Source organism: Geodermatophilus sp. SYSU D00079 (assembly GCF_054050635.1).
This window is the reverse complement of record NZ_JBJGZS010000003.1, coordinates 138864-162668: the sequence shown is the minus strand read 5'-3', so window position 1 is coordinate 162668 and position 23805 is coordinate 138864. Positions and strand designations below refer to the sequence as shown.

At 76.7% G+C, this 23805-nt stretch carries 24 protein-coding genes; 14 read left to right on the top strand and 10 right to left on the bottom strand.

All coding sequences use genetic code 11. The features are described 5' to 3' along the window. Positions 1–178 precede the first annotated feature (178 nt). The 4 genes from ACI79E_RS04500 (at position 179) to ACI79E_RS04485 (ending at position 4421) form a co-directional block, all read left to right on the top strand. A complete protein-coding gene (locus ACI79E_RS04500) occupies positions 179–1009 on the top strand; it encodes an SAF domain-containing protein (RefSeq protein WP_456931341.1) in 831 nt (276 codons plus the stop codon). Continuing rightward, positions 1009–2304 carry an AAA family ATPase gene (locus ACI79E_RS04495; protein ID WP_456931340.1) on the top strand — a complete coding sequence of 432 codons (1296 nt, stop codon included), beginning with the start codon at positions 1009–1011 and terminating at the stop codon, positions 2302–2304. The genes ACI79E_RS04500 and ACI79E_RS04495 overlap by 1 nt, the downstream gene beginning before the upstream one ends. A gap of 152 nt (positions 2305–2456) precedes the next feature. Beyond that, a complete protein-coding gene (locus tag ACI79E_RS04490) occupies positions 2457–3836 on the top strand; it encodes a WS/DGAT/MGAT family O-acyltransferase (RefSeq protein WP_456931339.1) in 1380 nt (459 codons plus the stop codon). Between the two features lie 72 nt (positions 3837–3908). Next, entirely contained in the window at positions 3909–4421 is a 513-nt protein-coding gene (locus ACI79E_RS04485) for a DUF6912 family protein (protein WP_456931338.1), read from the top strand. 20 nt (positions 4422–4441) lie between these two features. On the opposite strand, the gene ACI79E_RS04480 is transcribed toward ACI79E_RS04485, so the two are convergent. Beyond that, the gene (locus tag ACI79E_RS04480) at positions 4442–8680 is read right to left on the bottom strand and encodes an FtsK/SpoIIIE domain-containing protein (protein WP_456931337.1); all 4239 of its coding nucleotides are present in this window, start codon (positions 8678–8680) and stop codon (positions 4442–4444) included. Positions 8681–8830: 150 nt separating this feature from the next. Here ACI79E_RS04480 and ACI79E_RS04475 point away from each other — a divergent pair, with 150 nt between their 5' ends. Continuing rightward, positions 8831–9124, top strand: coding sequence for a WXG100 family type VII secretion target (locus tag ACI79E_RS04475; protein ID WP_456931336.1), 294 nt, complete (start codon positions 8831–8833; stop codon positions 9122–9124). Between the two features lie 13 nt (positions 9125–9137). Here ACI79E_RS04475 and ACI79E_RS04470 read toward each other — a convergent pair whose 3' ends face one another. Then, entirely contained in the window at positions 9138–10085 is a 948-nt protein-coding gene (locus ACI79E_RS04470; protein WP_456931335.1) for an MFS transporter permease, read from the bottom strand. Further along, a complete protein-coding gene (locus tag ACI79E_RS04465) occupies positions 10082–10570 on the bottom strand; it encodes a hypothetical protein (protein ID WP_456931334.1) in 489 nt (162 codons plus the stop codon). The genes ACI79E_RS04470 and ACI79E_RS04465 overlap by 4 nt, the downstream gene beginning before the upstream one ends. 136 nt (positions 10571–10706) lie before the next feature. Here ACI79E_RS04465 and ACI79E_RS04460 point away from each other — a divergent pair, with 136 nt between their 5' ends. Continuing rightward, on the top strand, positions 10707–11213 hold the full coding sequence (locus ACI79E_RS04460) for a MaoC family dehydratase (RefSeq protein ID WP_456931333.1): 507 nt from the start codon (positions 10707–10709) through the stop codon (positions 11211–11213). Between the two features lie 10 nt (positions 11214–11223). On the opposite strand, the gene ACI79E_RS04455 is transcribed toward ACI79E_RS04460, so the two are convergent. Beyond that, on the bottom strand, positions 11224–11655 hold the full coding sequence (locus ACI79E_RS04455) for an NUDIX domain-containing protein (protein WP_456931332.1): 432 nt from the start codon (positions 11653–11655) through the stop codon (positions 11224–11226). 74 nt (positions 11656–11729) lie between these two features. Here ACI79E_RS04455 and ACI79E_RS04450 point away from each other — a divergent pair, with 74 nt between their 5' ends. The 5 genes from ACI79E_RS04450 (at position 11730) to ACI79E_RS04430 (ending at position 15155) form a co-directional block, all read left to right on the top strand. Further along, a complete protein-coding gene (locus tag ACI79E_RS04450; RefSeq protein ID WP_456931331.1) occupies positions 11730–12353 on the top strand; it encodes a DUF6758 family protein in 624 nt (207 codons plus the stop codon). Between the two features lie 133 nt (positions 12354–12486). Continuing rightward, on the top strand, positions 12487–12645 hold the full coding sequence (locus ACI79E_RS04445) for a hypothetical protein (protein ID WP_456851673.1): 159 nt from the start codon (positions 12487–12489) through the stop codon (positions 12643–12645). A gap of 9 nt (positions 12646–12654) precedes the next feature. Further along, entirely contained in the window at positions 12655–13329 is a 675-nt protein-coding gene (locus tag ACI79E_RS04440; RefSeq protein ID WP_456931330.1) for a PH domain-containing protein, read from the top strand. Positions 13330–13379: 50 nt separating this feature from the next. After that, complete coding sequence (locus ACI79E_RS04435) at positions 13380–14237, top strand: PHP domain-containing protein (protein WP_456931329.1); 858 nt, start codon at positions 13380–13382, stop codon at positions 14235–14237. Between the two features lie 36 nt (positions 14238–14273). After that, positions 14274–15155, top strand: a complete 882-nt coding sequence (locus tag ACI79E_RS04430; RefSeq protein WP_456931328.1) for a RecB family exonuclease — start codon at positions 14274–14276, stop codon at positions 15153–15155. Here the strand turns inward: ACI79E_RS04430 and ACI79E_RS04425 are convergent. The 4 genes from ACI79E_RS04425 to ACI79E_RS04410 are packed head-to-tail and all read right to left on the bottom strand — an operon-like array spanning position 15145 to position 19670. Next, a complete protein-coding gene (locus ACI79E_RS04425; protein ID WP_456931327.1) occupies positions 15145–16011 on the bottom strand; it encodes an oxygenase MpaB family protein in 867 nt (288 codons plus the stop codon). The genes ACI79E_RS04430 and ACI79E_RS04425 overlap by 11 nt on opposite strands. Before the next feature lie 36 nt (positions 16012–16047). Next, positions 16048–16995 carry an alpha/beta fold hydrolase gene (locus ACI79E_RS04420; protein ID WP_456931326.1) on the bottom strand — a complete coding sequence of 316 codons (948 nt, stop codon included), beginning with the start codon at positions 16993–16995 and terminating at the stop codon, positions 16048–16050. A gap of 44 nt (positions 16996–17039) precedes the next feature. Next, positions 17040–18176 carry an outer membrane protein assembly factor BamB family protein gene (locus ACI79E_RS04415; protein WP_456931325.1) on the bottom strand — a complete coding sequence of 379 codons (1137 nt, stop codon included), beginning with the start codon at positions 18174–18176 and terminating at the stop codon, positions 17040–17042. A gap of 9 nt (positions 18177–18185) precedes the next feature. Beyond that, positions 18186–19670, bottom strand: coding sequence for a DEAD/DEAH box helicase (locus ACI79E_RS04410; RefSeq protein ID WP_456931324.1), 1485 nt, complete (start codon positions 19668–19670; stop codon positions 18186–18188). A gap of 476 nt (positions 19671–20146) precedes the next feature. On the opposite strand from ACI79E_RS04410, the gene ACI79E_RS04405 reads away from it, so the two are divergent. Further along, positions 20147–20797, top strand: coding sequence for a ferritin-like fold-containing protein (locus tag ACI79E_RS04405; protein ID WP_456931323.1), 651 nt, complete (start codon positions 20147–20149; stop codon positions 20795–20797). A gap of 12 nt (positions 20798–20809) precedes the next feature. Next, positions 20810–21469 (top strand): SDR family NAD(P)-dependent oxidoreductase, encoded by a 660-nt coding sequence (locus tag ACI79E_RS04400; protein WP_456931322.1) that lies wholly within the window; start codon positions 20810–20812, stop codon positions 21467–21469. A 58-nt stretch (positions 21470–21527) separates the two neighbouring features. Here the strand turns inward: ACI79E_RS04400 and ACI79E_RS04395 are convergent, their stop codons facing one another. Beyond that, positions 21528–21764 carry a DUF3107 domain-containing protein gene (locus ACI79E_RS04395; protein WP_456923807.1) on the bottom strand — a complete coding sequence of 79 codons (237 nt, stop codon included), beginning with the start codon at positions 21762–21764 and terminating at the stop codon, positions 21528–21530. 101 nt (positions 21765–21865) lie between these two features. Then, positions 21866–22516: a TetR/AcrR family transcriptional regulator gene (locus tag ACI79E_RS04390; RefSeq protein WP_456931321.1), complete on the bottom strand. Its 651-nt coding sequence runs from the start codon at positions 22514–22516 to the stop codon at positions 21866–21868. Positions 22517–22584: 68 nt separating this feature from the next. Here ACI79E_RS04390 and ACI79E_RS04385 point away from each other — a divergent pair, with 68 nt between their 5' ends. Then, positions 22585–23625: an alpha/beta fold hydrolase gene (locus tag ACI79E_RS04385; protein ID WP_456931320.1), complete on the top strand. Its 1041-nt coding sequence runs from the start codon at positions 22585–22587 to the stop codon at positions 23623–23625. The last annotated feature ends 180 nt before the right edge of the window (positions 23626–23805 follow it).

Below are 23805 nucleotides of genomic sequence, written 5' to 3'. Positions count from 1 at the left end.
GTCTCTCCGTCCGGTCCGGCCCAGTCTGGCAGCCCCGTCCGAGTGGCATGCGCGGCGTCCACACCCGAACGTGTGGACAGCGGCTGCGGCGATACGCGTCCGTGTCGCATCATCTGCGTCCGACCGTCCCAAAACGAGGTCGTGGACAACGATCCGGAGCCCGGAGGAACCGCTGGCCGTGAGCTCGCCGAGCACCATCCCCACCCTGCCGCGTCCGGCCGATCCGGGCGCGGGGCCGGTGCCCCGGCGGGTGCGACCGCCGCGCTGGCTGGACCTGCGCCTCGTGCTGGGGCTCCTCCTCGTGCTGGGGTCGGTGCTGCTGGGCGCCCGCGTGGTCAGCGCCGCCGACGCCACCGTGCCCGTCTGGTCGGCCACCGGCGACCTCGCCGCCGGCACGGTCCTGACGGCGGCCGACCTCGTCGCCGTCGACGTCCGGCTCGACGGCGCCGCGGAGGCGTACCTGGCGGCCAGCACGCGGCCCGAGGGCCGCACGCTCGCGCGGGCGGTGGGAGCCGGTGAGCTGGTGCCCCGTGCCTCCCTCGAGGAGCCGGCCGAACTCGTCCAGGTGGCCCTGCCGGTGCAGGCGGCCTACGTCCCGCCGGGGCTGGTCCGCGGCCAGGTGGTGGACGTCTACGCCGTGGCGGACCCGGCGGTCGGCGCCACCGGCCCCTCCGACGTCTCCCTGGTCGTCGGCGCGGCTCCGGTCCAGGCGCTGTCCGGGCGGGCCGAGGGGGTGCTCTCCACGGCCACGACGACGGTCCAGGTGGTGGTGTCCGTGCCGGCCGGCCGCGCCTCGGCGGTGCTCGGGGCCATCGCCGGCCGGCCGCTGGTCGTGGTCGTGCACGAGTCGGTGGACGCCGTGTCGCCCGACGGCGCGGGCACCGTGCCCACCGGCGCCCCGGCCGCGTCCGCACCGGGCGCGGGAGCGGCGGGGCAGCCCGCGGCCGGGACGCCGGCCGGTGCGTCCGTGCCGGGGCAGCCCGACGCCGCGACGGAGCCGGTGCCCTGATGGCGGTGCAGGTCTTCACCGCCGTCACCGGGGCGGGGTGGGAGTCGGCGCTGGTCGGTGCGCTGGACCGGACCGACCACGGGGTCACCGTCGTCCGCCGGTGCGTCGACGTCGCGGAGCTGCTCGCGGCCGCCGCCACGGGCACCGGCCAGGCGGCACTGCTGTCCGCCGACCTGCGACGGCTGGACGCCGACGCGGTCTCCCGCCTGGCCGCGGCCGGTGTCGCCGTGGTCGGGCTGGTCGATCCGGGCGACGACCGGGCGGCGGACCGGCTGCGCGCGCTCGGCGTGGTCCACGTGCTGCCGGCCGACACCGGACCCGACGGCATCGCCCGGGCGCTGCGCGACGCGGTCACCGGCGGGCCGCGCCCCGGCCGGGACATCGCGGACCCCCGCGCGGCCCTGCCCGCAGCGGCACCGCCTGCTACCTCCGTGGAGCGGCAGCCGGGCGCGGGCCGGCTGGTCGCGGTGTGGGGGCCGACGGGCGCCCCGGGGCGCACGACGGTCGCGGTGGGGCTCGCCGACGAGGCGGCCCGGCTCGACGTCCGGACGCTGCTGGTCGACGCCGACGTGTACGGCGGGGTGGTGGCCCAGGTGCTGGGCCTGCTCGACGAGTCGCCGGGGCTCGCCGGCGCGGCCCGCCAGGCCGCGGCGGGGACGCTCGACGACGCGGCGCTGACCCGCCTGGCCTGGGCCGTGCGCCCGCGGCTGGGCGTCCTGACCGGACTGGCGCGCGCCGACCGCTGGCCCGAGCTGCGGCCCCACGGTGTGGCGGCGGTGCTCGAGGAGGCCCGCCGCACCGCGGACCTGACCGTCGTCGACTGCTCCTTCAACCTCGAGGAGGACGAGGAGCTCTCCTTCGACACCGCGGCGCCGCGCCGCAACGGGGTCACGCTGACGGTCCTGGAGGCGGCGGACACGGTGCTCTGCGTCAGCGGCGCCGACCCGGTGGCCCTGCAGCGGACCATCCGCGCGCTCGGCGGGCTGCGGGACGCCGTCCCGGGTGTCGAGCCGGTGGTCGTGGTCAACCAGGTCCGTCGTGGCCCGGTGCCCGGCGACCCGCGACGGGAGATCGCCGAGGCGCTGGACCGGTTCGCCGGACACCCGGTGACCGCCTTCCTGCCCGCGGACCGGCGCGCGACCGACGCGGCGCTCGCGGAGGGGCGGACCCTCGCCGAGGTGGCACCGGCGTCACCGTTGCGGACCGAGCTGCGGGCCCTGGCCGCGGTCGTCGCCGGCGTGCCCGCGCCGACGACCGGCCGCCGCCGCATCGGCGCGGCGCGGCGAGCCGGCTGACGTGCGCCCGTGCGCGTCGGACCCGCCAGGGCGGTGACCGGTGGCCCGCCGGCCCGGCGCCGGGGTGCCCGGGCCGACCGGGGGCGATCCCGCAGCGGGTGCCGACCGGTTCGGCGCCGTCGTAGCGTGGGCCCCCGACCGGGAGGAGGCAGATGGTGCAGCGACTGACCACCCTGGACGCGTCGTTCCTCCACCTCGAACGGCCGGACAGCCCCATGCACGTGGCCGGCGTGCTGGTGCTCGAGCCACCGCCGGGCGGGCTGGAGGCCATCGCCGCGCTCGTCGAGGCCCGGCTGCCCCTGGTCCCGCGCTACCGGCAGCGTGTCCTGGAGGTGCCCGGGCACCTGGCCAACCCGGTGTGGGCGGACGACCCCGACTTCGACGCCGAGTACCACGTGCGGCGGTCGGCGGTGCCGCGTCCGGGCACCCAGGCGCAGCTGCTCGACCTGGTCTCGCGGGTGACGGCGCGACCGCTGGACCGCGGCCGTCCGCTGTGGGAGCTCTACCTCGTGGAGGGCCTCGCGGACGGGCGGGTCGCCGTCGTCACCAAGACCCACCCGGCGCTGGTCGACGGACTCGGCGCCGTGGACATCGGGCAGGTGCTGCTGGACCCCGCCCCGGACGCCGTGCTGCCCGAGCCGGAGCCGTGGCGCCCCCGTCGGCTGCCGAGCGCCCTGCGACTGGTCCGCGACGCGGTGGACGAGTACGTCACCCGGCCCACGGCGGTCGTGGAGACCGCACGGCACGCCGTCGCCGACCTGCAGGCCACCGGTCTGCGCGTCGGCAGCACCGTGGGTGGCGTGGCCCGGGCCGCCCGGTCGGCGCTGTCCGCCGCGCCGCGCAGTCCGCTGAACGCCACCAACGGCAGTCAGCGGCGGGTCGCGGTGGCCCGCGCGGACCTCGACGACCTCAAGCAGGTGCGCAAGGCCCACGGCGGGACGGTCAACGACGTCCTGCTCACCGTGGTCGCCGGGGCGCTGCGCGACTGGCTGCTGTCGCGCGGGCAGGCCGTGCTCGGGTCCACCTCGGTGCGCGCCATGGTCCCGGTCTCCGTGCAGGGCGAGGAGGACGCCCCTGGCAACCGGGTCTCCAGCTACCTCGTCGACCTGCCGGTCGGTGAGCCGAACCCGCGGGTGCGCCTCGCGCGGATCAGCTACGCCATGCGGGCGGTGAACCAGCAGGGCCGCTCGGTCGGCGCCCAGACGCTGATCGCCCTGACCGGCTTCGCCCCGCCCACGCTGCACGCCCTCGGAGCCCGGGCGGCGCGAGGCCTGTCCCGCCGCGTGTCGAACATGGTGATCACCAACGTGCCGGGACCGCAGCAGCCGCTCTACGCGGCCGGGGGTCGGGTGCTGGAGGTCTTCCCCGTGGTGCCGCTGGCGCCGGGACAGGGCCTGTCGGTCGGCATCACCAGCTACGACGGCCGGGTCTTCTTCGGGCTGAACGCCGACCGGGACAGCGTCGCCGACGTCGACGTGCTGGCCGACCTCATCGAGCAGGAGATCGCGACGCTGGTCGAGACCGCCGGCTGAGCCGAGGGCGGACGGCGCCGCCGGCCGCCGGGATACCGTCGCGCTGACCGTCAGCGAAGAGGAGCCAGCCCGGTGCGTGTGTATCTGCCTGCGACGACGAGCGTCCTGCGGACCCTCGTGGACGACGGGCGCCTGGCCGGCCCGCACACCGCCTTCGCGGTGACCCCACGGCTGCGCGAGTTCTACGCCGTGAGCGACGCGGGGGCCGACGTCGAGGAGCTGGAGTACGCAGCCCTCCTGGGCGCCGCCCGCGCCAGCCTGCGCCTGCTCGACATCGACCCCGCCGCGGTCCGCCGCCGGGTGGTGCTCGCCGCCGACGTCGCCGACGCCGCGGTCACCGAGATCGACGACCCCGACACCGAGCCCGGCGCCGTACGGGTCACCGGTGACGTCGCCCTGCGCGACGTCGCCAGTGCGCACATCGACGGGGCCGACGCGGAGGAGGACGTGCGGGCCGCGGTCAACGTCGTCCTCGAGGCCGACCTGGGCAGCGAGGACGCGCAGTTCGTCGTCGACCAGGCCGAGGGGCACGAGCTCGCCTGGTACGCCAGCCAGGAGATCGGCACGGTCCTCGAGCTGCTCTGACCGGGCGCCCATACCCCTGCTCACCGGATGGTCGGCGCGAGCCGCGGCGGAGCGCCGGCCCCGGCCGCTGCGGGGTGGCCACGACGGGCGACCTGCACCCGCTGCGGCACCCCGGCCGTGACCAGCCAGCCGGAACCGGGACGGCGGGGGAGCGCGGTCCGCGGGAGCCGGGTGCCGAGCAGGTCGGCGTCACCCGGGCCCGGGCACAGCAGCAGCCCGCTGCGGCGCCGCCGGAGCGCGGGGACCGGCCCCCGGTACACGCCGGCCAGCTCCGGAGCCGTCCCGGCCGCCAGGACGACCACCCGGTCGGTGGCCCCGGTGGCGCCCATCGCGGTCAGGACCGGCGAGTCGGCCACGGCGCCGAGGTCGTCGACGACGACGGCGCCGGTTCCACCGCGCAGCGACCCCAGCCAGGACCGCCACCGGTCCACGTCCGTGCACGCCAGGGTCGTCGCGGCACCCGCCGGCGGCTGTGGCTCGGCACGGACGACGTGCAACACCGGCAGACCGCCGCTGTCCAGGTGGGCGGCGAAGCCGTCCAGAGCGGTGCTGCGCCCGCTGCCTGGAGGGCCGACGACCAGCAGTCCACCGGCGTCGGCGAGGTCCACCTCGAGCGCCGCGCCCTCGTCACCACCCGGCCCCAGGGGCAGCCGCAGGACGGCGTCGGCACCGGTCCGCCCGGGCAGGGGCAGCACGGGAGCAGCCGACAACTCCGCGATGCGCAGGGCCCGCCGCCCCGGAGGAACGGGCGCGGACCCGGCCGGCGGTAGTGGGCGGGGCAGCGCGAGCTGGCACTCCAGGCCGTCGTCGCCCAGCAGGGCCCGCCCCGGTGGCCGGTGGTCCGGGACGTGGCGGGCCGGGACCCCGGCGACGGCGTAGTCGGCCCGGTCCGGCAGCGGCAGCACCAGCCGGGTGCCGACCGCCCCGGCCAGGCGGCCGCCGGGGACGGCCCGCTCGGCGGTCAGGAGGCAGGTCAGGCCGGCCGCCGCGCCGTCCCGGACCAGGCGCAGCAGCCCCGCCGAGCCGGTGGCCGGGTCGGCCTCGTCGAGCAGGCTGCTGAGCCCCTCCACCCCGTCGACCAGGAGCAGGAGGTGGGGCCGCCTGTCCGGCGACGACCCGGCCCGGCGGGCGGCCACCTCCTGGGTCAGGCGGTCGAGCAGCCGGACGGTGCGCAGTGCGTCCGCGCCGCCGACCGTCGTCCCGGTGTGCGGCAGTTCCGCCGCGGCCGCGGCGAGCGCGCCCCCGCCGTGGTCCAGCACGTGGACGTGCAGGTCCTCGGGGGAGCAGGTGGTGACGGCCTCCCCGAGCACGGTCCGCAGGAAGGTGGTCCGGCCGCTGCGCGCACCGCCGACGGCGAGCCACGCCCTGCCGCGTTCCAGGTCCAGGACCAGCGGTTGCTGGGACTGGGCGTCGGGCCGGTCGACCAGGCCGATCCGCAGGCGGTGTCCGCCGGCACCGCCCGGCGTCCCGCCGGGGTCCGGGGGCAGGTCCTCGGCACGGACCGCGTCGGGAAGCGGCGGGCACCACGGCCGGTGCGGGCGGGGAGTCCCCGACGCGGTCGCGAGGCGGCCCAGGGCCTCGGTCAGCCGCGCGAGGTCGGTGGCGCCGGCCGGCGGCTCCACCTCGTCCCCGCGCTGCGGCACCGGCCAGGTCCATAGGCGCACCCGCGGCTCGTGGTCGTCGCGGCGCCGTGCCGGGCCGGCGACGCGCGCCGCCTGGAACAGGACCGGCGGGCCGCCGCCCTCCCGCAGGTAGGCGCGACCCGGTGTGTCCGTGGGGAGGAAGGCGGCCGACGGGCTGCCCAGCACGTCCCGGGAGTCGGCCTCGCCGGTCGTGCGCAGGCAGATCCGCAGCGTGCAGTTGGCGCGGATCTCCGGTGACACGATGCCGCCCGGGCGTTGGGTGGCCAGGACCAGGTGCACCCCGAGGGACCGCCCGCGCTGGGCGATCCCGACCAGGCCGGGGACGAACGCAGGCAGCTCCTCGGCCAGGCCGGCGAACTCGTCGACGACGATGACCAGGCGGGCCAGCGACACGTGGTCGGGCAGTGCGGCGATGTCGGACACGCGGTGCCCGGCCAGCAGCGCCTCGCGTCGGGTCAGCTCGGCGCTGAGGGAGCGCAGCGCCCGGGCGGTGGTCGCGCCGTCGAGGTCGGTGAGCAGACCCACGGTGTGGGGCAGGGCGGCGGCCTCGGCGAAGGCCGCCCCTCCCTTGTAGTCCACCAGCAGGAACGAGCAGCGGTCCGGTGGGTGGCCGAGCGCCAAGCCGGCGACCAGCGTCTGCAGGAGCTCGGACTTGCCGGAGCCCGTCGTCCCCGCGACGAGCACGTGCGGCCCCTGGCGGCACAGGTCGACGGTCAACGGCCCGTCGGCCGTGCGTCCGAGGGGGGTGACGAGGCGGTCGCGGCCGCGGGACCACCGGCCGGTCGGTCCGCCGTCGGTGACCTGCAGGCCGGGGCCGGCGAGGTCGAGCAGCCGGACCCGGCGGGGGAGGGCGCGCCCGGTGGAGGACGGTGCGAGCGGGGCGAGGTCGCGGGCCAGGACGTCGGCCAGCGGGGCCGGGAGGCGGTCGACGGTGATGCCCGTCTGCTCGGCGGCTCCGGCGCGGTGCAGGGTGGCGGAGTCCCCGGTCTCCCCGGCGAGTTGCAGCACGGCATCGGGCGCCGCCGGCAGGCGGTGCAGCGACGGCCCGCAGGTCAGGGTGACGACGCCCGCGTCGCGGGCCGCGCGCAGAGCGGCGGTCAGCCGCGGCCCGGCCGGACGGTCCAGCACGACCACCAGCGGGCCCGCGCGACCCTCGGCGCCGCTGCCCGCGACCGGACCGTCCTGGCCGGGGACGGCTGGCCGACCCGCCGCGGTCGTGGTGAGCCATCGGGCCAGTGCGGCGTCGTCGGCGTGCCCCGGACCGCCGGTGACGTGCACGCCACCGCCCTGCAGGTGCGGCAGCCAGCGCAGCCACGACCAGGCCGGCAGGTGCGCGGTGCTGGTGAGCAGGGCGAGGTCGACCTCGCCGGGCGCGTGCAGGACGACCAGTTGGGCGACGATGCCCGACAGCAGGCCCACCACGTGCGACCGCGGTCCGGCGACGGCCAGCCCTCCGGTGGTGCCGAGCGCCACGACGACCGGAACCTGTGCGGCGGTCTGCCGCTCCCGTGTGCCGTCGGCCTGGACGTAGGTGACCGTGGACGGGCCGGGGGCGCTGCCCAGGCGCACGGTCAGCGCGTCGCCGTCTCCTGCCCGGCGCTGCCACAGGGGAGCGGACCGGCGCCGCGCGGCCGTGGCGAGCGTGGCCAGGTCGGGGTGCACCGTGCGCGCGGTCTGCACGTCGGAGCGGAGCGCCGCCCGCAGGCGGGCCCGGGCGTCCTCGACCTCCGCGGCGTGCGCCGCCGCCGTCCTGCGCCGGTCGCGGCGACCCGTCCACCGGTCCGAGAGCCAGGTGCCGATCGCGACGACCGGGCTGAGGAGGGCGAAGAACAGGAAGGTGGGCGTGGCCAGCAGCCAGGCGAGCAGCACCCCGCCGAGAGTGGGGAGGAGCACGGCGACCCAGGCCAGCCGGCGCCGCGGGTGGGTGGCCGGTGCCGCAGGGGCGGCGATCTCGACCTCCGCGCGGCGCGGCTCCAGGCGCGGTGGCGGTCGCAGCTGCAGGCGACCGCCGGGCGCCACCTGCACCGCTGCCCGGATGCTGCCGGGCCCGGCCGGGACCAGCGTGCTGGCGCCGACCCGGACCACCGATCCGTGCGGCCAGGCACGAGGCCGGTCGTCGAGGAGGTCGTCCTCGAGCCGGCTGCCGTTCGTCGACCCCAGGTCGGTCACGGTGAGCTCGCCGGAGCCGACCTCCACGAGCAGGTGCCGGCGGGAGACGTCGGGATCGGCCAGCGGGATGTCGGCGACGCTCCCGCGGCCCACCACCTGCCGCCCGCGGGACAGGGGGAGCGCCCGGCCCGCCTCCGGTCCGCCCACGACGTGCAGTTCGAGTGCGCTGTGACGCTCCCGGTCACCGGTGCGGGGACCGGGACGGCCCAGGCCGAGCACCGCCCCGTGCAGCAGGGCGGCATCGCTCAGCGGGTGTGCGGCGGGCAGGCGCGTCGACCCGGACCACAGCTCGGCGGACGGCAGATCCAGCGCGGCGGCGAGCCCGGGGAGCACCGCGTCCAGTCGCTGGTCGTCGGTCGCCACGACCTCCACGTCCACCGTGCCGTCGGACGTGACGACGGTCCAGCAACGGGCGGTGGGCGGCGCGGGGGTGGTGGAGGCGGGCACGCGACGACCGTGGCCGTCCGGGAGCCGCGGCGGGCGGGAGCACCGCCGGTTGTGGACGGCGGGGCCCGCTGTGGACGACCGGGGCCGGTGTCGCGTCCCCCGTGCCTAGCGTGCGCAGCGACCGGGAGGTACCCGGACCGAGGAGGAACCGTGAAGGTCGACATCGCCACCCTGCAGTCGATGGCCGGGCAGTGCCGGGCCGAGGCGTCCGACACCGCCGCGCGGCACGTCACCCTGTCCAGCAGCGTCAACGCGTCGGTGCTCGACGGGTGGACCGACAGCCAGGCAGCACTGCGGTTCACCGAGCTCTACGAGCAGTGGCGGCTCAGCGCGCAGGGGGTGAGCGACGCGCTCACCGGCATGGGCACCCTGCTCGACGGTGTGGCCGCGTCCTACCAGCAGCACGAGGCGGACGTGGCGGCCCGGATCAGCGCGCTCCTGTGAGCCGGCGAGGAGGTCAGCCCGGTGGTGCGGCGCCGGCCGGCTGCACCGCCGCCGGACGACGGCGCCCGGCCCGCTCCCGCACCTGCCGGGCCGCGTCCGGCAGCCGCTCCCACGGCAGGATCGACAGGATCGCCACGCAGTGCGGGAGGAAGATGATCTTCACGCTGGCGAAGACCGCGAGGTGGAAGCCCAGCAGGAAGACCACGAGCGCCACCCGGGCGCGGTTGGACCAGACGAGCAGCATCAGCGGTGCAGCGAACTCCAGGACGAGCATCGCCCACTGGGCGGCCACGAGCAGCCCGGGCACCTCGAGGGTCCAGTCCGACAGCACCGTGCCCCGGCGCACGATGGCGCGGGCCAGCGTCGAGCCGGTGGCCCAGTCCCAGCCGCCGAAGCGCATCTTCGCCCAGGCCGCGAGGAAGTAGGTGAGCATGACGGTGACGAACACCGCCGCCATGGCCCAGCCGGCCGCCTCCGAGGTGCGCCGGTCCCGCCAGCGCACGCGTCCGATGGTGGGCAGCACAGCGAGCGCCACGAGGTAGGCGATGCGGTCGTGGTCGACCTTGCCGTAGCTCATCGCGATGACCATCCACTCGAGGTAGAGGAGGAACACCGCAGAACCCAGCAGACGGGGCGCCCGGCCGGTCGCCGCGACCAGTGCCGTGACCACCAGCGCCCACTGGACGACGTGCACGACCGTGGTGGTCGGCGTCGGCAGCGGCAGCAGCTGGCCGATCGTGAGGGGCTGGTAGTACTCGGTCGGGACGTCGGCGTGCGCCCGCACCCACGCCGTGGTCAGGAAGACGTCGACCGGGACGAACAGGTAGACGATGGTCCGGAAGACCGCGATCCGGGCCAGCGGGACCGGCCGGAACCACCAGCCCGACGACCGCCCCGGCCCGTCGCCGGTCGCCGGTCCGGTGCCCCCGGTGGGCGCGCCGGTCGACGCGCTGCCGCTCACGGGGTGCCCTCCAGTTCCTGGGCGACGAGGACGCGGTCGGTGGCCTCGCCGGTCTGCCGGCCGTCGACCAGCTCGTAGCGGCGCTGCACGACCTGCACCTCCACGAGGGGCTGGGCGTCCGGGTGGTGGTCGGCGTAGGTCTCGGCGAGCAGGGTCAGCAGCTCCGGCCGGTCGACCAGCCGGGGGAGCTGGCCCTCGAACTCGGCCCGGCGCAGGCCGACCTCGCCACCGGAGAGCCGCACCTCCTCGCCCGCGGCGGTCAGCCCGATCACGCGGGTGGACACCACCGGGCGGTCGGGGTCGGCCCGCGTCGAGTACATGCGGAACGGTCCGAAGGGGAAGTCCGCGTCGGTTCCCCACAGCGTGCCGCCGAGCAGCAGCGCCAGCACGAGGGCCGAGGCGGCCAGCCGCACCGCGCGGCCGCGGGCGGAGAGGGTCAGGACTCCGGTCTCCCCGGGGTCACGGACAGGGGCAACCGGCGGCACCGGGGCATCGTAGGATCGGCGCCCGTCCAGATGGGTCACCGACGCCGCGTGGTGGGCAACTGGCCCTCCCGTCCCGGAGGTCCGGCCCGCCGGCCGTCCGTGCCCCTCGGCAGGGTCGACACCGGGAGCGCAGCGCATGCAGTTCGGCCGGTACTACGAGGAGTTCGAGGTCGGGGCCGTCTACAAGCACTGGCCCGGCAAGACCGTCACCGAGTACGACGACCACCTGTTCTGCCTGCTCACCATGAACCACCACCCGCTGCACCTGGACGCCCACTACGCGGCGGAGACCACCGACTTCGGCAGGAACGTCGTGGTCGGCAACTACGTCTACTCGCTGCTGCTCGGGATGAGCGTCCCGGACGTCTCGGGCAAGGCCATCGCCAACCTCGAGGTCGAGTCGCTGCGGCACGTGGCGCCGACGTTCCACGGTGACACCGTCTACGGCGAGACGACGGTGCTGGACAAGACCGAGTCGAAGTCGAAGGACGACCGTGGCGTCGTGCACGTGGAGACCATCGGGTACAAGCAGGACGGCACCGTCGTCTGCGTCTTCCGGCGCAAGGTCATGGTGCCCAAGCGCTCCTACGGCGAGGCCCGGGGTGGCGAGCAGCCCGGGCGTCCACAGCCCCTGCCGCGCTGAGCCGGGGCGGTCAGACCGGCAGCACGCCCCACCCGCCCAGCGTCTCCACCAGTCGCGGGGTGCAGGCCAGGTGCGCCAGGTCGGCCGCAGTGACGAAGGCGACCGCGTCGGCGTCGTCCCCGGCGACGGGCGCGGCGTCCGGGTCCAGCAGGGTGCAGGCGAGGTCGACGACGTCGTAGACGACGCCGGCGCCCGGGATCTGCACCCGGCCGACCGGTGCACCGGCCCGCACCCGCAGGCCGGCCTCCTCGAGCACCTCCCGCTCGACGGCGGCCTCGGCGGACTCCCCGGCCTCGACCCGCCCACCGGGCACCGACCACAGCCCGCGGCTGGGCTCGTGGCCGCGACGGATGAGCAGCAGCCGGCCGCGCGCGTCGTGCACCACCGCCCCCACGCAGGCGACCACCGGCGGCGTCGGAGTGGGAACGGGCTCGGCTGGCACGCCCGGCACGGTACGCACGTGGCGCCCCGCGCCGCGCTTGACGAACCCCTCCGGTCACAGGACGGTGATGCCCGATGACTGCGACCACGGTCTGTCCCCGGTGCGGCGAGCGGCTGGTCGTGCGCCCCGGCAACTCCGGTCAGGCCTGGTGTCACGTGCACGGCGCCGTCACGCCGCTGCACCACACACTGGTCGTCGGCCACGACGCCATCGCCGCGGTGACGGCCGACGCGAGGGTCCCGGCCTGGGTGCCCGACCCCATGCCGACGGGCTGGTCGGTGACCGGCCTGGCCTGGGGCGGTGAGCCCGGCGCCCGCGCGATCGTCGTCGACTGCGCCGGGCCGGCGCCCCTCGGCGGGTCCGCGGAGCTCGTCCTGGTCGCCGAGGAGCCCGGTACCGGGGTCGGGTGCGGCTACGCGGGGCTGCCGGGCCTCGACCCCGGAGACGTCATCGCCGGGCCGTCCTCGGCCGACGTCGAGGCCGCCGGCCAGCGCGCGCCGCTGTGGGCGGTGCCCACCTCCGACGACCGGGCCGCCTTCGTGGGGGAGGCTTACGGCGTGTGGTTGTGGCTGGTCATGTGGCCGATGTCCGCGGCCTGGCTGCTGGCCGAGCGGCTCACCCTCCTCGACCTCCGCGAACGGCTCTACCCCGACCTGCCACTGGGCCCGCCCAGCGAGCACCTCCTGCCGGGGACGTGACGGACCGGACCGCATCGGCCCGCAACCCCGGCGGCGTGTCCCGGATGGGACCCGTGGGACCTGTGTTACCCATGGGGCCCGCTGTGGGGACACCATCGTCCCCGCACCCCGATGCCCACCCACGGAGGTGACGGTGAACCTCAAGAAGGTCCTCACCTGGCTGGTCGTCGCCTTCGTGGTCTTCTACGTCATCCAGGCCCCGGAGAACTCCGCCGAGATCGTCCGGACCGCCGGACAGGCGCTCGGCGACGCGGCGTCGTCCCTCGCGGCCTTCGTCGGGTCGCTGGTCTAGCCGCCCGCCGTGTCCGGCCCGCCAGGCACCCGGCCGTCCGACGGCCGGCAACCGCGGTGGAGCAAGGACGCCGACAAGTACCTGCTGCCGCACGAGCAGCCCCCGGTCATCGCCACCCGCCGGCACTGGGCGGTGCTGATCGAGCCGGTGGTGAAGACGCTGCCGTTCCTCGCCCTCGGCCTCTGGCTGCTGCTGCTCGACCGTGAGAACCAGGTGTCCACGACCGCCGGCTTCCTCGTGCTCGTCGGCGCCGTGGTCCACCTGGGCCTGCGGGTCGGCGAGTGGTGGATGCGGCACTTCATCGTCACCAACCGCCGGGTGCTGCTGACCAGTGGTCTCATCGTGCGCACGGTCGCGCTGCTGCCGCTGCGCCGCATCACCGACCTGACGTACAAGGAGACGCTGTTCGGCCAGCTGCTGGGCTACGGCACGTTCCGCTTCGAGTCCGCCGGTCAGCAGCAGGCCCTGTCGGAGATCACCTACCTGCCGCGCGCCGACCTCCTCTACCGCAAGGTCAGCAACCTGCTGTTCGGCGGTGACGGCGCCGACTCGGGCGACGACGAGGGCAACCCCGAGCCACGCCGGCGCAGCCCGCTGCGGCCGGGGCCCGAGGGAGGACGCCGCGACACCCAGCCGATCCGACGGCGTCCACGGGCCCCCCGGGTGGCCGGACGGCGACGCTGAGTGCCGGGCCCCCCGGCGGGAACGCCCCCCGTGCGGCAGGCTGACCGGTGATGCGGATCGACCTCCACACCCACTCGTCGGTCTCCGACGGCACCCAGAGCCCCGCCGAGCTGCTCGCCACGGCCTCCGCCGCCGGCCTCGACGTCGTCGCACTCACCGACCACGACACCACCGGCGGGTGGGCGGAGGCGGAGGCGGCGCGGCCCGCGGGGCTGACCGTCGTCCCGGGCATGGAGCTGTCGTGCCGCTGGTTCCCCGCCGGGGCGCCGCCGATCAGCGTCCACCTGCTGGCCTACCTGTTCGACCCCGCACACCCGGCGCTGGCCGAGGAGCGGGCGCGGTTGCGCACCGAGCGGCTGGGCCGGGGGGAGCGGATCGTGACCGCCCTCTCCGAGGCCGGCTACCCGGTGGCGTGGGCGGAGATCGTGGAACGCTCGGCCGGGGGCGTGGTGGGCCGGCCGCACGTCGCGCGGGCCCTGGTCGAGGCCGGGGTCGTCGAGTCCGTCGACCACGCGTTCGCCACGCTGCTGCACCACCGCAGCCCCTTCTACGTGGCCAAGGCCGACACCGACGTCCTCGACGGCATCGCCCTGGTGCGCGCCGCCGGCGGGGTGCCCGTCTTCGCGCACGGCCTGGCCACCAAGAGGGGCCGGGTGGTCGGTGACGAGGCGATCGCGGCGATGGTCGCGGCGGGGTTGCTGGGCCTGGAGGTCGACCACCCCGACCACGACGTGGAGGAGCGGGCCCACCTGCGTGACCTGGCCACCGACCTGGGCCTGCTGGTCACCGGCTCCAGCGACTACCACGGCACCAACAAGACGACGCCGATCGGCGCCTGCACCACCGCCCCCGACCAGCTGGAGGCGCTGCTGGCCGCCGGCACCGGCGCCGCGCCGTACCGGGACTGACGCGGCACGGTCGGTCCCCGCGGTTAGCGTGGTGGGGTGGGAGGCGAGCAGCTGGAGATGCCGGGCATGCCCCGACGGCTGTTCCCGGCCACGCCGAGCAAGCTGGCCGCGTTCGCCGACTGCCCGCGCCGGTACCGGTACGCCTACGTCGACCGGCCGGTCCCGCCCCGGGGGCCGGCGTGGGCGCACAACAGCGTCGGGTCGGCGGTGCACGCGGCGCTGCGCTCCTGGTGGGAGCTGCCCGTGTCGAAGCGGACGCCGGTGGCGGCCCGGCAGCTGCTCTACTCCGTCTGGTCGACGGCGGGGTTCCGCGACGCCGAGCAGGCCGAGCGGTGGCGGGCCCGCGCCGCCGGCTGGCTCACCGACTACGTGGCAGGCCTCGACCCCACTGACGAGCCGGTCGGCACCGAGCGGCAGGTGGCCGCCACCACCGAGCGGCTGGCGCTGTCGGGCCGGGTCGACCGCATCGACCAGCGCGGTGACGAGCTGGTGGTCGTGGACTACAAGACCGGCCGGTCGGTCAGCACCGACGACGAGGCCCGCGGGTCACCCGCGCTGGCCGCCTACGTGCTCGGCGTCCGCCGCACCCTGCGCCGGCCGTGCAGCCGGGTGGAGCTGCACCACCTGCCCAGCGGGACGGTGGCCGCCTTCGAGCACACCGACCGGTCGCTGGCCAACCACGTGCGGCGCGCGGAGGACATCGCCGCGGACATCGCCACGGCCACCGCCGCGCTGGACGCCGGCGAGGACCCGGACGCCGCGTTCCCCGCTGCTCCGGGGCGGCAGTGCGGCTGGTGCGACTTCCGGCCCAGCTGCCCGGTCGGGCAGGCGGCCACCCCGCCGCGGGAGACGTGGAGCTTCCTCGCCGAGGAGACCCCGGCTGACGGCAGCCCGACGTCGCCGCGCCTCACGGGCTGACGGGCACCGCCCGGGCGACCCGCTCGAGTCCGGCCCAGACGATCGGGGAGCGCCGGGCCCGCTGCGGCAGCCGCAGCACCGCCTGCCGGAAGGCCCGCAGCGCGGCCGTGGCCGCCGCGTCGGTGACCCCGAGCCCGGGCAGTGAGTACATCCGCCGGGCCCACTGCGGCAGCGTGGCGACCGCCAGCGACGCCAGGGTGCCCCACGCCGGGCGGGCCGGGGTGAGCCACCGCACCCACGTCGGCATCGGTGGCGTCACCACCAGCCGCAGCGCGTCGCGGGCGGCGGGCGTCACCGCCAGCGACGGCCGGACGGCGGCGAAGTAGCCGGCCAGCTCGGCGACGCTGCCGGGCACGTCGGTCGGGGTGCAGCCGACGAGCACCGCCGCGGTCACCTGCTCGGCGACGTAGCGGTCGGCGTCGGCGTCGGTCCGCACCACCCCGGTCCGGCGGGCGGCGTCGAGCAGCGAGTCGACCTCGCAGCAGTGCACCCACAGCAGCAGGTCCGGGTCGTCCACGCGGTAGGCGCGACCGCTGGTCGGCTCCACACCGGCCAGCCGCCGGTGGAGGCCGCGCACCCGCCGCACGGCGCGCACCGCCTCGCGGCGGGTGCCGAAGGTCAGGGTGTCGACGTAGGCGGCGGTACGGACCAGCCGCGGCCACGGGTCGCTGCGGAACCCCTCCGAGAAGGTCGCCACCCCGTCCATCGCGACCGGGTGCAGCGCCTGCAGCAGCAGCGCCCGCAGACCCCCGACGGAGAAGACGGGGTCCGCGTGCACCCGCCAGGTGACGCTGTCGGGTCCGAAGAAGCCGAGCAGGTCCTCCTCGGCGGTCCACTCGCGCGCCGAGGGGCTCACCACCGCACCGCCGGGGTCACGACCGCACCGGCGGACTCACGACCGCACCGTGGCGTCCCGGCCGTCCCCGGCGCGGGAGGGGACCGAGGCCCAGAAGGCCTGCAGGACCTCCAGCGTCCGGGGCGGGTTCTCGATGGCGGGGGAGTGGATCGACCCGGGGATCACCTCGTACCGGGCGCCCAGCCGCCGGGCCATGTCCTCCTGCACGGCCGGGGCCCACGCGTCGTCGGCGATGCCGTGCGCGACCAGGACGGGGACCCCGGTGGCGGCCAGCTCGGCGACCCGGTCGGGCTCGGTGGTCATCGCGTCGGCCATGCCGCGCAGGCCGGCGGCGCTGTTGGCCAGGAACCGGCGGTCGAGGAACGCGCGGGTGGCGGCGGGCACCTCCTGCGCCTTGGGGTCGGTCATCGCCAGCTGCTCCAGCGTCTGCTGCACCAGCGGCACCCCGCCGGCGTCGAGCAGCGGGGAGAGGTGGTCGAGCAGGTCGGCGCGCGGGCCGACCAGCCGTGAGGGCCCGGAGCCGAGGAGGGTCAGCGAGTCGAAGGCCGACGGGTCGGCGAGGACGGCGGCCCGGCTGACCAGCCCGCCGAAACTGTGCCCCAGCAGGTGCAGCGGGCGGACCCCCTCGTCGCGCAGCTGCCGGGCGACGGCGACCAGGTCGGCCCCGAGCTCGGCGACGGTGTAGCGGGCCGGGTCGTCGGGCCCGGGGGACTCGAACTGGCCCCGCTGGTCGAGCGCGACGACCCGCAGCCCGGCGGCGCACAGGGGCCGCAGCAGCGGCGCGAAGTCCTCCTTGCTGCCCGTGTAGCCGGCCACCATGAGCACCGTTCCGCCGGCGCCGTCCCCACCGGTGTCCAGGGCGGCGAGGGGGCCGGCCCCACCGGTGAAGGTGCGGTGCCGCGCGTCGTGGTCGGCCAGCTGCCGCAGGTCGTCCGGGGCGATGGAGAGGGGGGTGCTGGAGTCGGGGCCGGCGGGCATCACCATGACCCCCAGTCAACCCCGGCGCGGAGCCGGGTGCCTCCCCCGGGTCAGCGGAAGGCGATCACCCGATCGGGCAGCTGCAGGACGACGACCGGCCCGACCAGGGTGGTCGCCCCGCCTGGTCGCAGACCCGCGACGGCCGAGCGGCTGAGCTCCGCCCCCGTGGCGAGGTCGCGGACGACGATGGCGCCGTCCTCCGCGACCGGGACCGGGGTGGCGTCGCCCGGCCCGGGGACGGCCGGCCCCGTGGGGAGGGCGGCCGCCGGGACGTCCCAGCGCAGGTCGCCGGTGGCCTGGTCGACGGCGGACAGGGTGCCGCCGGCCAGCACGAGCAGGGTGTCGCCGATGCCGGTCGCGGTGGCCGTCCCGTCGGCCGGTCCGGTCACGGGGGAGCCGAGCGGGGTGCCGTCGGCGCCGGCGTACAGCTGCACGCGGTCGTCCTGCGCGAGGACCACGGCACGGTCGACCCCCGCCAGCGTCGCGTTCCCGCCGGGGAGGTCCCGGGTCCACCGGGGGCTGCCCTCGTAGCCGTCGAACAGGCGCAGCTGCAGCGCCTCGGCGCACCGCTGCAGCACGACGACCCCGGCCTCCCCGACGTCGGCGTCGAGCAGCCGGCAGCCCCCGGTCGCGGCCTGGCGCCAGCGGATGTTGTCCCCGACCGGGTCGATGGTCACCACGCCGGTGGGGCTCGCGGCCAGCACGATCCCGTCGGTGCTGTGCAGGACGGCGTCGGTCCGCAGGTCGACGTTCCGCGTCCACGCCCGCACGCCGGTGTCCGCCACGAGCGCGATCGCCTCGTCGCAGCGGTCCTCGGTGCGGAAGACGGCGACGACGCGGCCGCCGACCAGCGTCCAGTCGCACAGGACGGCGTTCGCGCGGGTGTAGCGCCACGCCTCCTCGCCGGTGACCGCGTCGAGCGCGTGCACCCCGCGCTCGTCCCCGACCAGCACCCGGCCGCCGTGCACCGCCGGGCGGGCGGCGCCGTCCCCGCTCGTCGCCGAGGTCCACGCGGCGGAGACGGCACCGGCCGGCGTCCCCGGGGGGACGCCGGCCGGACCGGCGGTCGTGCTGTCGGTGGCCGCCGCGTCGGAGCCCCGCCACAGCAGGACGGCGACGACGGCCAGCGCGAGCGTGGCCGCCGCCCAGACCCACACCCGCAGGGGCGGACGCCTCAGGAGGGCCACGCGCGCCCGCTAGGCGGCGGGCTCGGCGGAGCCGCGGTTGGCGCCGCCCCGGCGGCGCCGGCGACGGCGCGGCCCGGCCGTCTCGCCCGAGGCCGCGGCCTCACCCGCGGACGCCTCGGTCCCCGCGGGGGCCTCGCCCCCGGTCACGGCAGCAGCGCCGGCCGCGGCGGCACCGCCGCCGCGGGTCCGGCGACGCGGCCGGCTGGACCGGGCCGCGGCCGGCTTCTGCTCGGCCTCGTCGCGGGCGGGACCGCGCGAGCTCCCGCGGGTGCGCTTGCCGGTCTCGCCGAGGTCCTCGAGGGTCTCGGCGTCCAGGCCCTCGCGGGTCCGCTGCGCGCGGGGCAGCCGGCCGGTCGCCCCCTCGGGGACGTCGAGGTCGGTGTAGACCCACGGCGAGGTGGAGTAGGTCTCCGGCGGGTCGGTGAAGTCCAGGTCCAGCGCCTTGTTGATCAGCTGCCAGCGCGGGATGTCGTCCCAGTCGACCAGGGTGACCGCGACCCCGGTGGAGCCGGCGCGGCCGGTGCGGCCGATCCGGTGCACGTAGGTCTTCTCGTCCTCGGGGCACTGGTAGTTGACGACGTGGCTGACGCCGGTGACGTCGATGCCGCGGGCGGCGACGTCGGTGGCGACCAGCACGTCGACCTTGCCGCTGCGGAAGGCCCGCAGCGCCTGCTCACGGGCGCCCTGGCCGAGGTCGCCGTGCACGGCGGCGGCGGCGAACCCGCGCTCGACGAGCTCGTCGGCGACCTTCTGCGCGGTCCGCTTGGTGCGGCAGAAGACCATCGCCAGGCCGCGGTCACGGGCCTGCAGCACCCGGGCCAGCAGCTCGGGCTTGTCCAGGTTGTGCGCCCGGTAGATGAACTGCGTGGTCTGCGGGACGGTCGAGCCCTCGTCGTTGCCGTGCGCCCGGATGTGCGTGGGCTGGGTCATGAACGAGCGGGACAGGGTGACGATCGGGCCGGGCATCGTCGCGGAGAACAGCATCGTCTGCCGCTTCTCCGGGACCATCGCCAGGATCCGCTCGATGTCGGGCAGGAAGCCCAGGTCGAGCATCTCGTCGGCCTCGTCGAGGACCAGCACGCGGACCTTGCCGAGGATGAGGTGGCCCTGCTGGGCCAGGTCCAGCAGCCGGCCCGGGGTGCCGACGACGACCTCGACGCCGCTCTGCAGCGCGGCGACCTGCGGCTCGAACGCGCGACCGCCGTAGATGGCCTGCACGCGGATGCCGCGCTTGGCGCCGGCGGTGCCGAGGTCGCGGGCGACCTGCACGCACAGCTCACGGGTGGGGACGACGACCAGCGCCTGCGGGACGCCGTCGCCGCCCTCGGCCGCCGGGACGACGCGCTGCAGCAGCGGGACGCCGAAGCCGAGGGTCTTGCCGGTGCCCGTGCGGGCCTGGCCGATGAGGTCGTTGCCCGCCAGCGCCAGGGGGAGGGTGAGCTCCTGGATGGCGAAGGTGCGGGTGATGCCCGCCTCTGCCAGCGCCGCGACCACGTCGGGGTGGACGTCGAAGTCGCTGAACAGCGGGGCGTCCTCGGAGACGGGGGCGCCGCCGAGCTCCTCGGCGGCCTGCTCGAGCTGCTCGGGATCGGGGGCCCCGGTCTCGGCGTGCTCGAGGTCGGGGCCGGGGGTGGTGTCGTCGATGGAGGTCAGTGCTCTCGCCTCTGGTCTACTGGGGGACCGGCTCCGGCGGCGGAGGGCCGCGTCACACCTGTCCCGGTCGGTTGTCGCGGGATCAGTTCCAGCGCCGACGCGGCCAGCAGACCGGGCGTCGGATCGGCCCGGGAGACAGCCCCGGAGGGCGTCGTCCAGCGGTCGTCAGCGCACAGATACACAAGCGAACCGAGGGGCCCGCCGATTCCCATCCTAGCGCGCGCACCGGTTAGCCTCTCCGCGCCGCGCTGCCCGGGGCCCGGAGCTCCCCCGGACGGGTGGGCGGGTCCCGTGCCGGTGAGCTCCAGGAGGTGCCCGTGACGTCGGTCGACGAGCGCGCCGTCGTCGACCTGCTGGGGGTGCTCGCCTACGCCGAGCTGACCGCCTTCGACCGGCTGGCGGAGGACGCCCGGCTGGCGCCCACCCTCGCCGGTCGGGCCGCGCTGGCGGAGATGGCCGCGGCGGAGATCGGCCACCACTCGCGGCTCACCGCCCGCCTCACCGAGCTCGGCGCCGACCCGACCGCCGCGATGACGCCGTTCGTCGCCGCGCTGGACGCCTTCCACGAGAGCACCCGCCCCCGCACCTGGCTCGAGGGCCTGGTGAAGGCCTACGTCGGGGACGGGCTGGCCGCGGACTTCTACCGCGAGATCGCGACCTTCCTCCCCGACCCGGCCCGGGCGTTATTGCTCGACGTCCTCCCCCCCCCCCGCCCCGCCGACTGCGCCGGCCGGCTGGGCCGCGCGGCGACCCCCCCGCACCGCACCGTGGCCGGCCGGCTCGCGCTGTGGGGACGACGCCTCGTGGGGGAGGCCATCACCCAGTCGCAGGCGGTGATCGCCGAACGCGACGACCTCGCCCGGCTGATCATGGCGGGCACGGGGGACCTCGCCGGGCTCGGCCGGCTCATCGAGCGCATCACCGCTGCCCACACCGAGCGGATGGAGACCCTCGGTCTCAACCCGTGAGAGGGAGGCCCCGTGCAGCACCTGGTCGTGGTGGGAGCTGGCCCCGGCATCGCCGCCGCGACCGCCCGGCGGTTCGGCGGCCGGGGATACGCCGTCGGTCTGATCGCCCGGCGGGACGAGGCGCTGGCGGAGCTGCAGTCCGACCTGGCGGGCGTCCTCGCCGGGCGGGCCCCCGCCGACGCCGCCGACCCGGCGTCGCTGTCGGCGGCCGTGGAGCTGCTGGTGGACACCTTCGGCCCCGCCGACGTGCTGCTGTTCAACGTCTCGGTCGGCCGGCAGGTGACCGTGCCCGACCTGGACCCCGCGGACCTGCTGGCCGACCTGGCCGCCGGTGCGGTGGCGCTGCAGACCGCCGTCCGGGCCGTCCTGCCCGGGATGCGCGAGCGGGGCTCGGGCACCGTCCTGGTCACCGGCTCGGGCGCGGCGGACCGGCCCGTGGCCTCGATGGCGACCCTCGGTGTCCAGAAGGCGGCGCTGCGGGCGCTGGTGGACGTGCAGGCGCGTGCCCTGGCGCCCGAGGGCGTGCACGTCGCGACGGTCACCGTCCGGGGGCTCGTGGGGGAGGACCAGCAGGTCCACCCCGACCGCGTGGCCGCGCTGTACGAGGAACTGGTGGCCGAGACCGCGGGCCCCCGCGAGGCCTGGCGCACCGTCGTCGACCTGTCCCCCTGACCGACGCCGACGGGGCGCCTCCGCGGTGCGGAGACGCCCCGTCAGGGTCGGTCGGTTCTCAGGACCCGGCGATGAAGCCCACCCGGCGCTGGTCGGCCTGGGCGATCTCCACGTAGGCGATGCGGTCGACGGGCACGAGGACCCGCCGGCCACGCTCGTCGACCAGCGTCAGCAGGCCGTCCTTGGTGGCGCCGGACATGGCCTTGGCCACCTCGGCTGCGATCTCGTCGGGGGTCTGGGGGCTGTCGATGACCAGCTCCCGGGGGGAGTGTTGGACACCGATCTTGACTTCCACGGGGGATGCCTCCTCGAGTTGCGCGGCTGTTCCCCACGCTAGTGCAGGGGTGCGGCACGGACCTGCGGCGAGACTGCGCCGTCAGCGAACGGGACCGGCCCTCACGAGGCCGGCGTCTCGCCGCCCTCGAGCCGGGGGAACCGGGAGATGCCCCGCCACGACAGCGCCGTCATGAGCGACACCGCCTCGTCGCGGGAGACGGTGCCCTTGCGGTCCAGCCACCACCGGGCGCTGGTCTCGGCCAGCCCGGTCATCCCGGAGGCCAGCAGCAGCGAGCGCTCGCGGTCCAGCCCGGTGTCGGCCTCGATCACCTCGGCGATCGCCTCGACGCAGGCGTGGTGGCCGCGGTCGGCCAGCGCGCGCACCTCGTCGTCGTTGCGCAGGTCGGACTCGAACACCAGCCGGAAGGCCGCGCCCTCGTCGTTGATGAAGTCGAAGTACGCCCCGACGGCACCGTTGACGCGCGTGCGGTTGTCGTCGGTGCCGGACATCGCCTCGCTCACCCGGTCGGTCAGCGCCGTCACCTGCTGCTCGAGCAGCGCCAGGTACAGCTCCCGCTTGCCGGGGAAGTGCTGGTAGAGCACCGGCTTGCTGACCCCGGCCCGGTCGGCGATGTCGTCCATCGCCGCGGCGTGGAAGCCCTGGGCGACGAACACCTCCTGCGCGGCCTGCAGCAGCTGCGCGCGTCGCGCTCCACGGGGGAGACGCGACGAGCGCCGGGCGGGCGGGGTGGCGGACCGGGACAGTGACATGACGCACGGATGTTACCGACGGGTCACCGCCACGCGCGCCACGGACCGGGCTGACCTACCGTCGGCGGGTGACCCGCGCCCCCGAGACCGCTCCCGCGCCGGTCGCCGTCCCCACCGCCCGGATGTCGGGTGCGGCGCTGCCGTCGGTCGACCAGGTGCCCCCGCCCTGGCCGGGGGAGTCGGTGCTGGTCCGCGGCGGGGAGGTCTTCGTCCGGCGGACGCCGTGGACCGGTCCCGTGGACGGCGGACGGGACGGCGCGCCGCGGGAACGGGCCCTCTACGTGCACGGCCTCGGCGGGGCGTCGACCAACTGGACCGACCTCGCCGCGCTGCTCGCCGTCCGGTTCGACGGGTGGGCGATCGACCTCCCGGGCTTCGGCCGGTCGCACCCGCCGTCCCGGGGCTCGTACTCCATGCGCGGGCACGTGGCCGCGGTCGTCGACGTCGTCGAGCGGATCGCCGCCGAGCCCGGTGAGGCGTCGGGCCGGCCGGTGCACCTGCTGGGCAACTCCCTCGGGGGGATGGCGGCCCTCGTGGTGGCCGCCCGCCGCCCCGAGCTGGTGGCGTCGCTGACGCTGGTCTCCCCGGCGATGCCGGTCTACCGGGTCCCGGCGGCGTTCAGCCGTACCCTCCTGCTGCTCCTGCTCCCCGGCGTGCCGTCGATCGCCGAACGCCGGATGGCCGGTGTCACCCCGGAGCAGCAGGTGCGCGGCATGGTGCAGATGTGCTTCGGCGACCCCCGCCGCATCCCGCGGGCCCGGCTGGAGCAGGCCCTCGACGAGATGCGGGAGCGGGCCGCGCAGCCGTGGGCCGGACGGGCGCTGACCCGTAGCATGCGCGGGCTGATCACCTCCTACCTGCGGGTCGGCGCGGCCAACGCCTGGCGCGCCGCCCGCTCCCTGCGCCCGCCGACGCTCGTCGTCTGGGGCGACCGCGACCGGCTCGTCGACCCCGCGCTCGGACCGCGGCTGGCCGCCGCCGTCCCCGACGGCCGGCTGCTCGTCCTGGACGGCGTCGGGCACGTGGCGATGATGGAGGCGCCGGAGCCGACGGCCCGCGCCGTGCTCGCCCTGGCCGAGGACGCGGCGGGGGAGCGCCCGGGGCGCTGAGGCCGCGTCGTCGGGACGGGGCCGGTCAGGCACACGCCGTCCCCGGTGAGGTCTGCCGCCACGCCCGCGACCCGTGAGAACCTGGCCGGGTGAGCCCCGCGGACGCACCTCCCGGCCGCGGGCCGGGTGGGCGCCCCCGACCCTCCCCGCCGGTCACCGGGCCCCGGCGCCGCCTCCCGG

Bases quoted from the DNA above. Each gene is read 5' to 3' on its own strand.
- ACI79E_RS04460 (WP_456931333.1), top strand. From the start codon at position 10,707: ATGCAGTTCGGCCGGTACTACGAGGAGTTCGAGGTCGGGGCCGTCTAC.
- ACI79E_RS04420 (WP_456931326.1), bottom strand. From the start codon at position 16,995: ATGGTGATGCCCGCCGGCCCCGACTCCAGCACCCCCCTCTCCATCGCC.
- ACI79E_RS04450 (WP_456931331.1), top strand. From the start codon at position 11,730: ATGACTGCGACCACGGTCTGTCCCCGGTGCGGCGAGCGGCTGGTCGTG.
- ACI79E_RS04490 (WP_456931339.1), top strand. From the start codon at position 2,457: ATGGTGCAGCGACTGACCACCCTGGACGCGTCGTTCCTCCACCTCGAA.
- ACI79E_RS04495 (WP_456931340.1), top strand. From the start codon at position 1,009: ATGGCGGTGCAGGTCTTCACCGCCGTCACCGGGGCGGGGTGGGAGTCG.
- ACI79E_RS04435 (WP_456931329.1), top strand. From the start codon at position 13,380: ATGCGGATCGACCTCCACACCCACTCGTCGGTCTCCGACGGCACCCAG.
- ACI79E_RS04390 (WP_456931321.1), bottom strand. From the start codon at position 22,516: ATGTCACTGTCCCGGTCCGCCACCCCGCCCGCCCGGCGCTCGTCGCGT.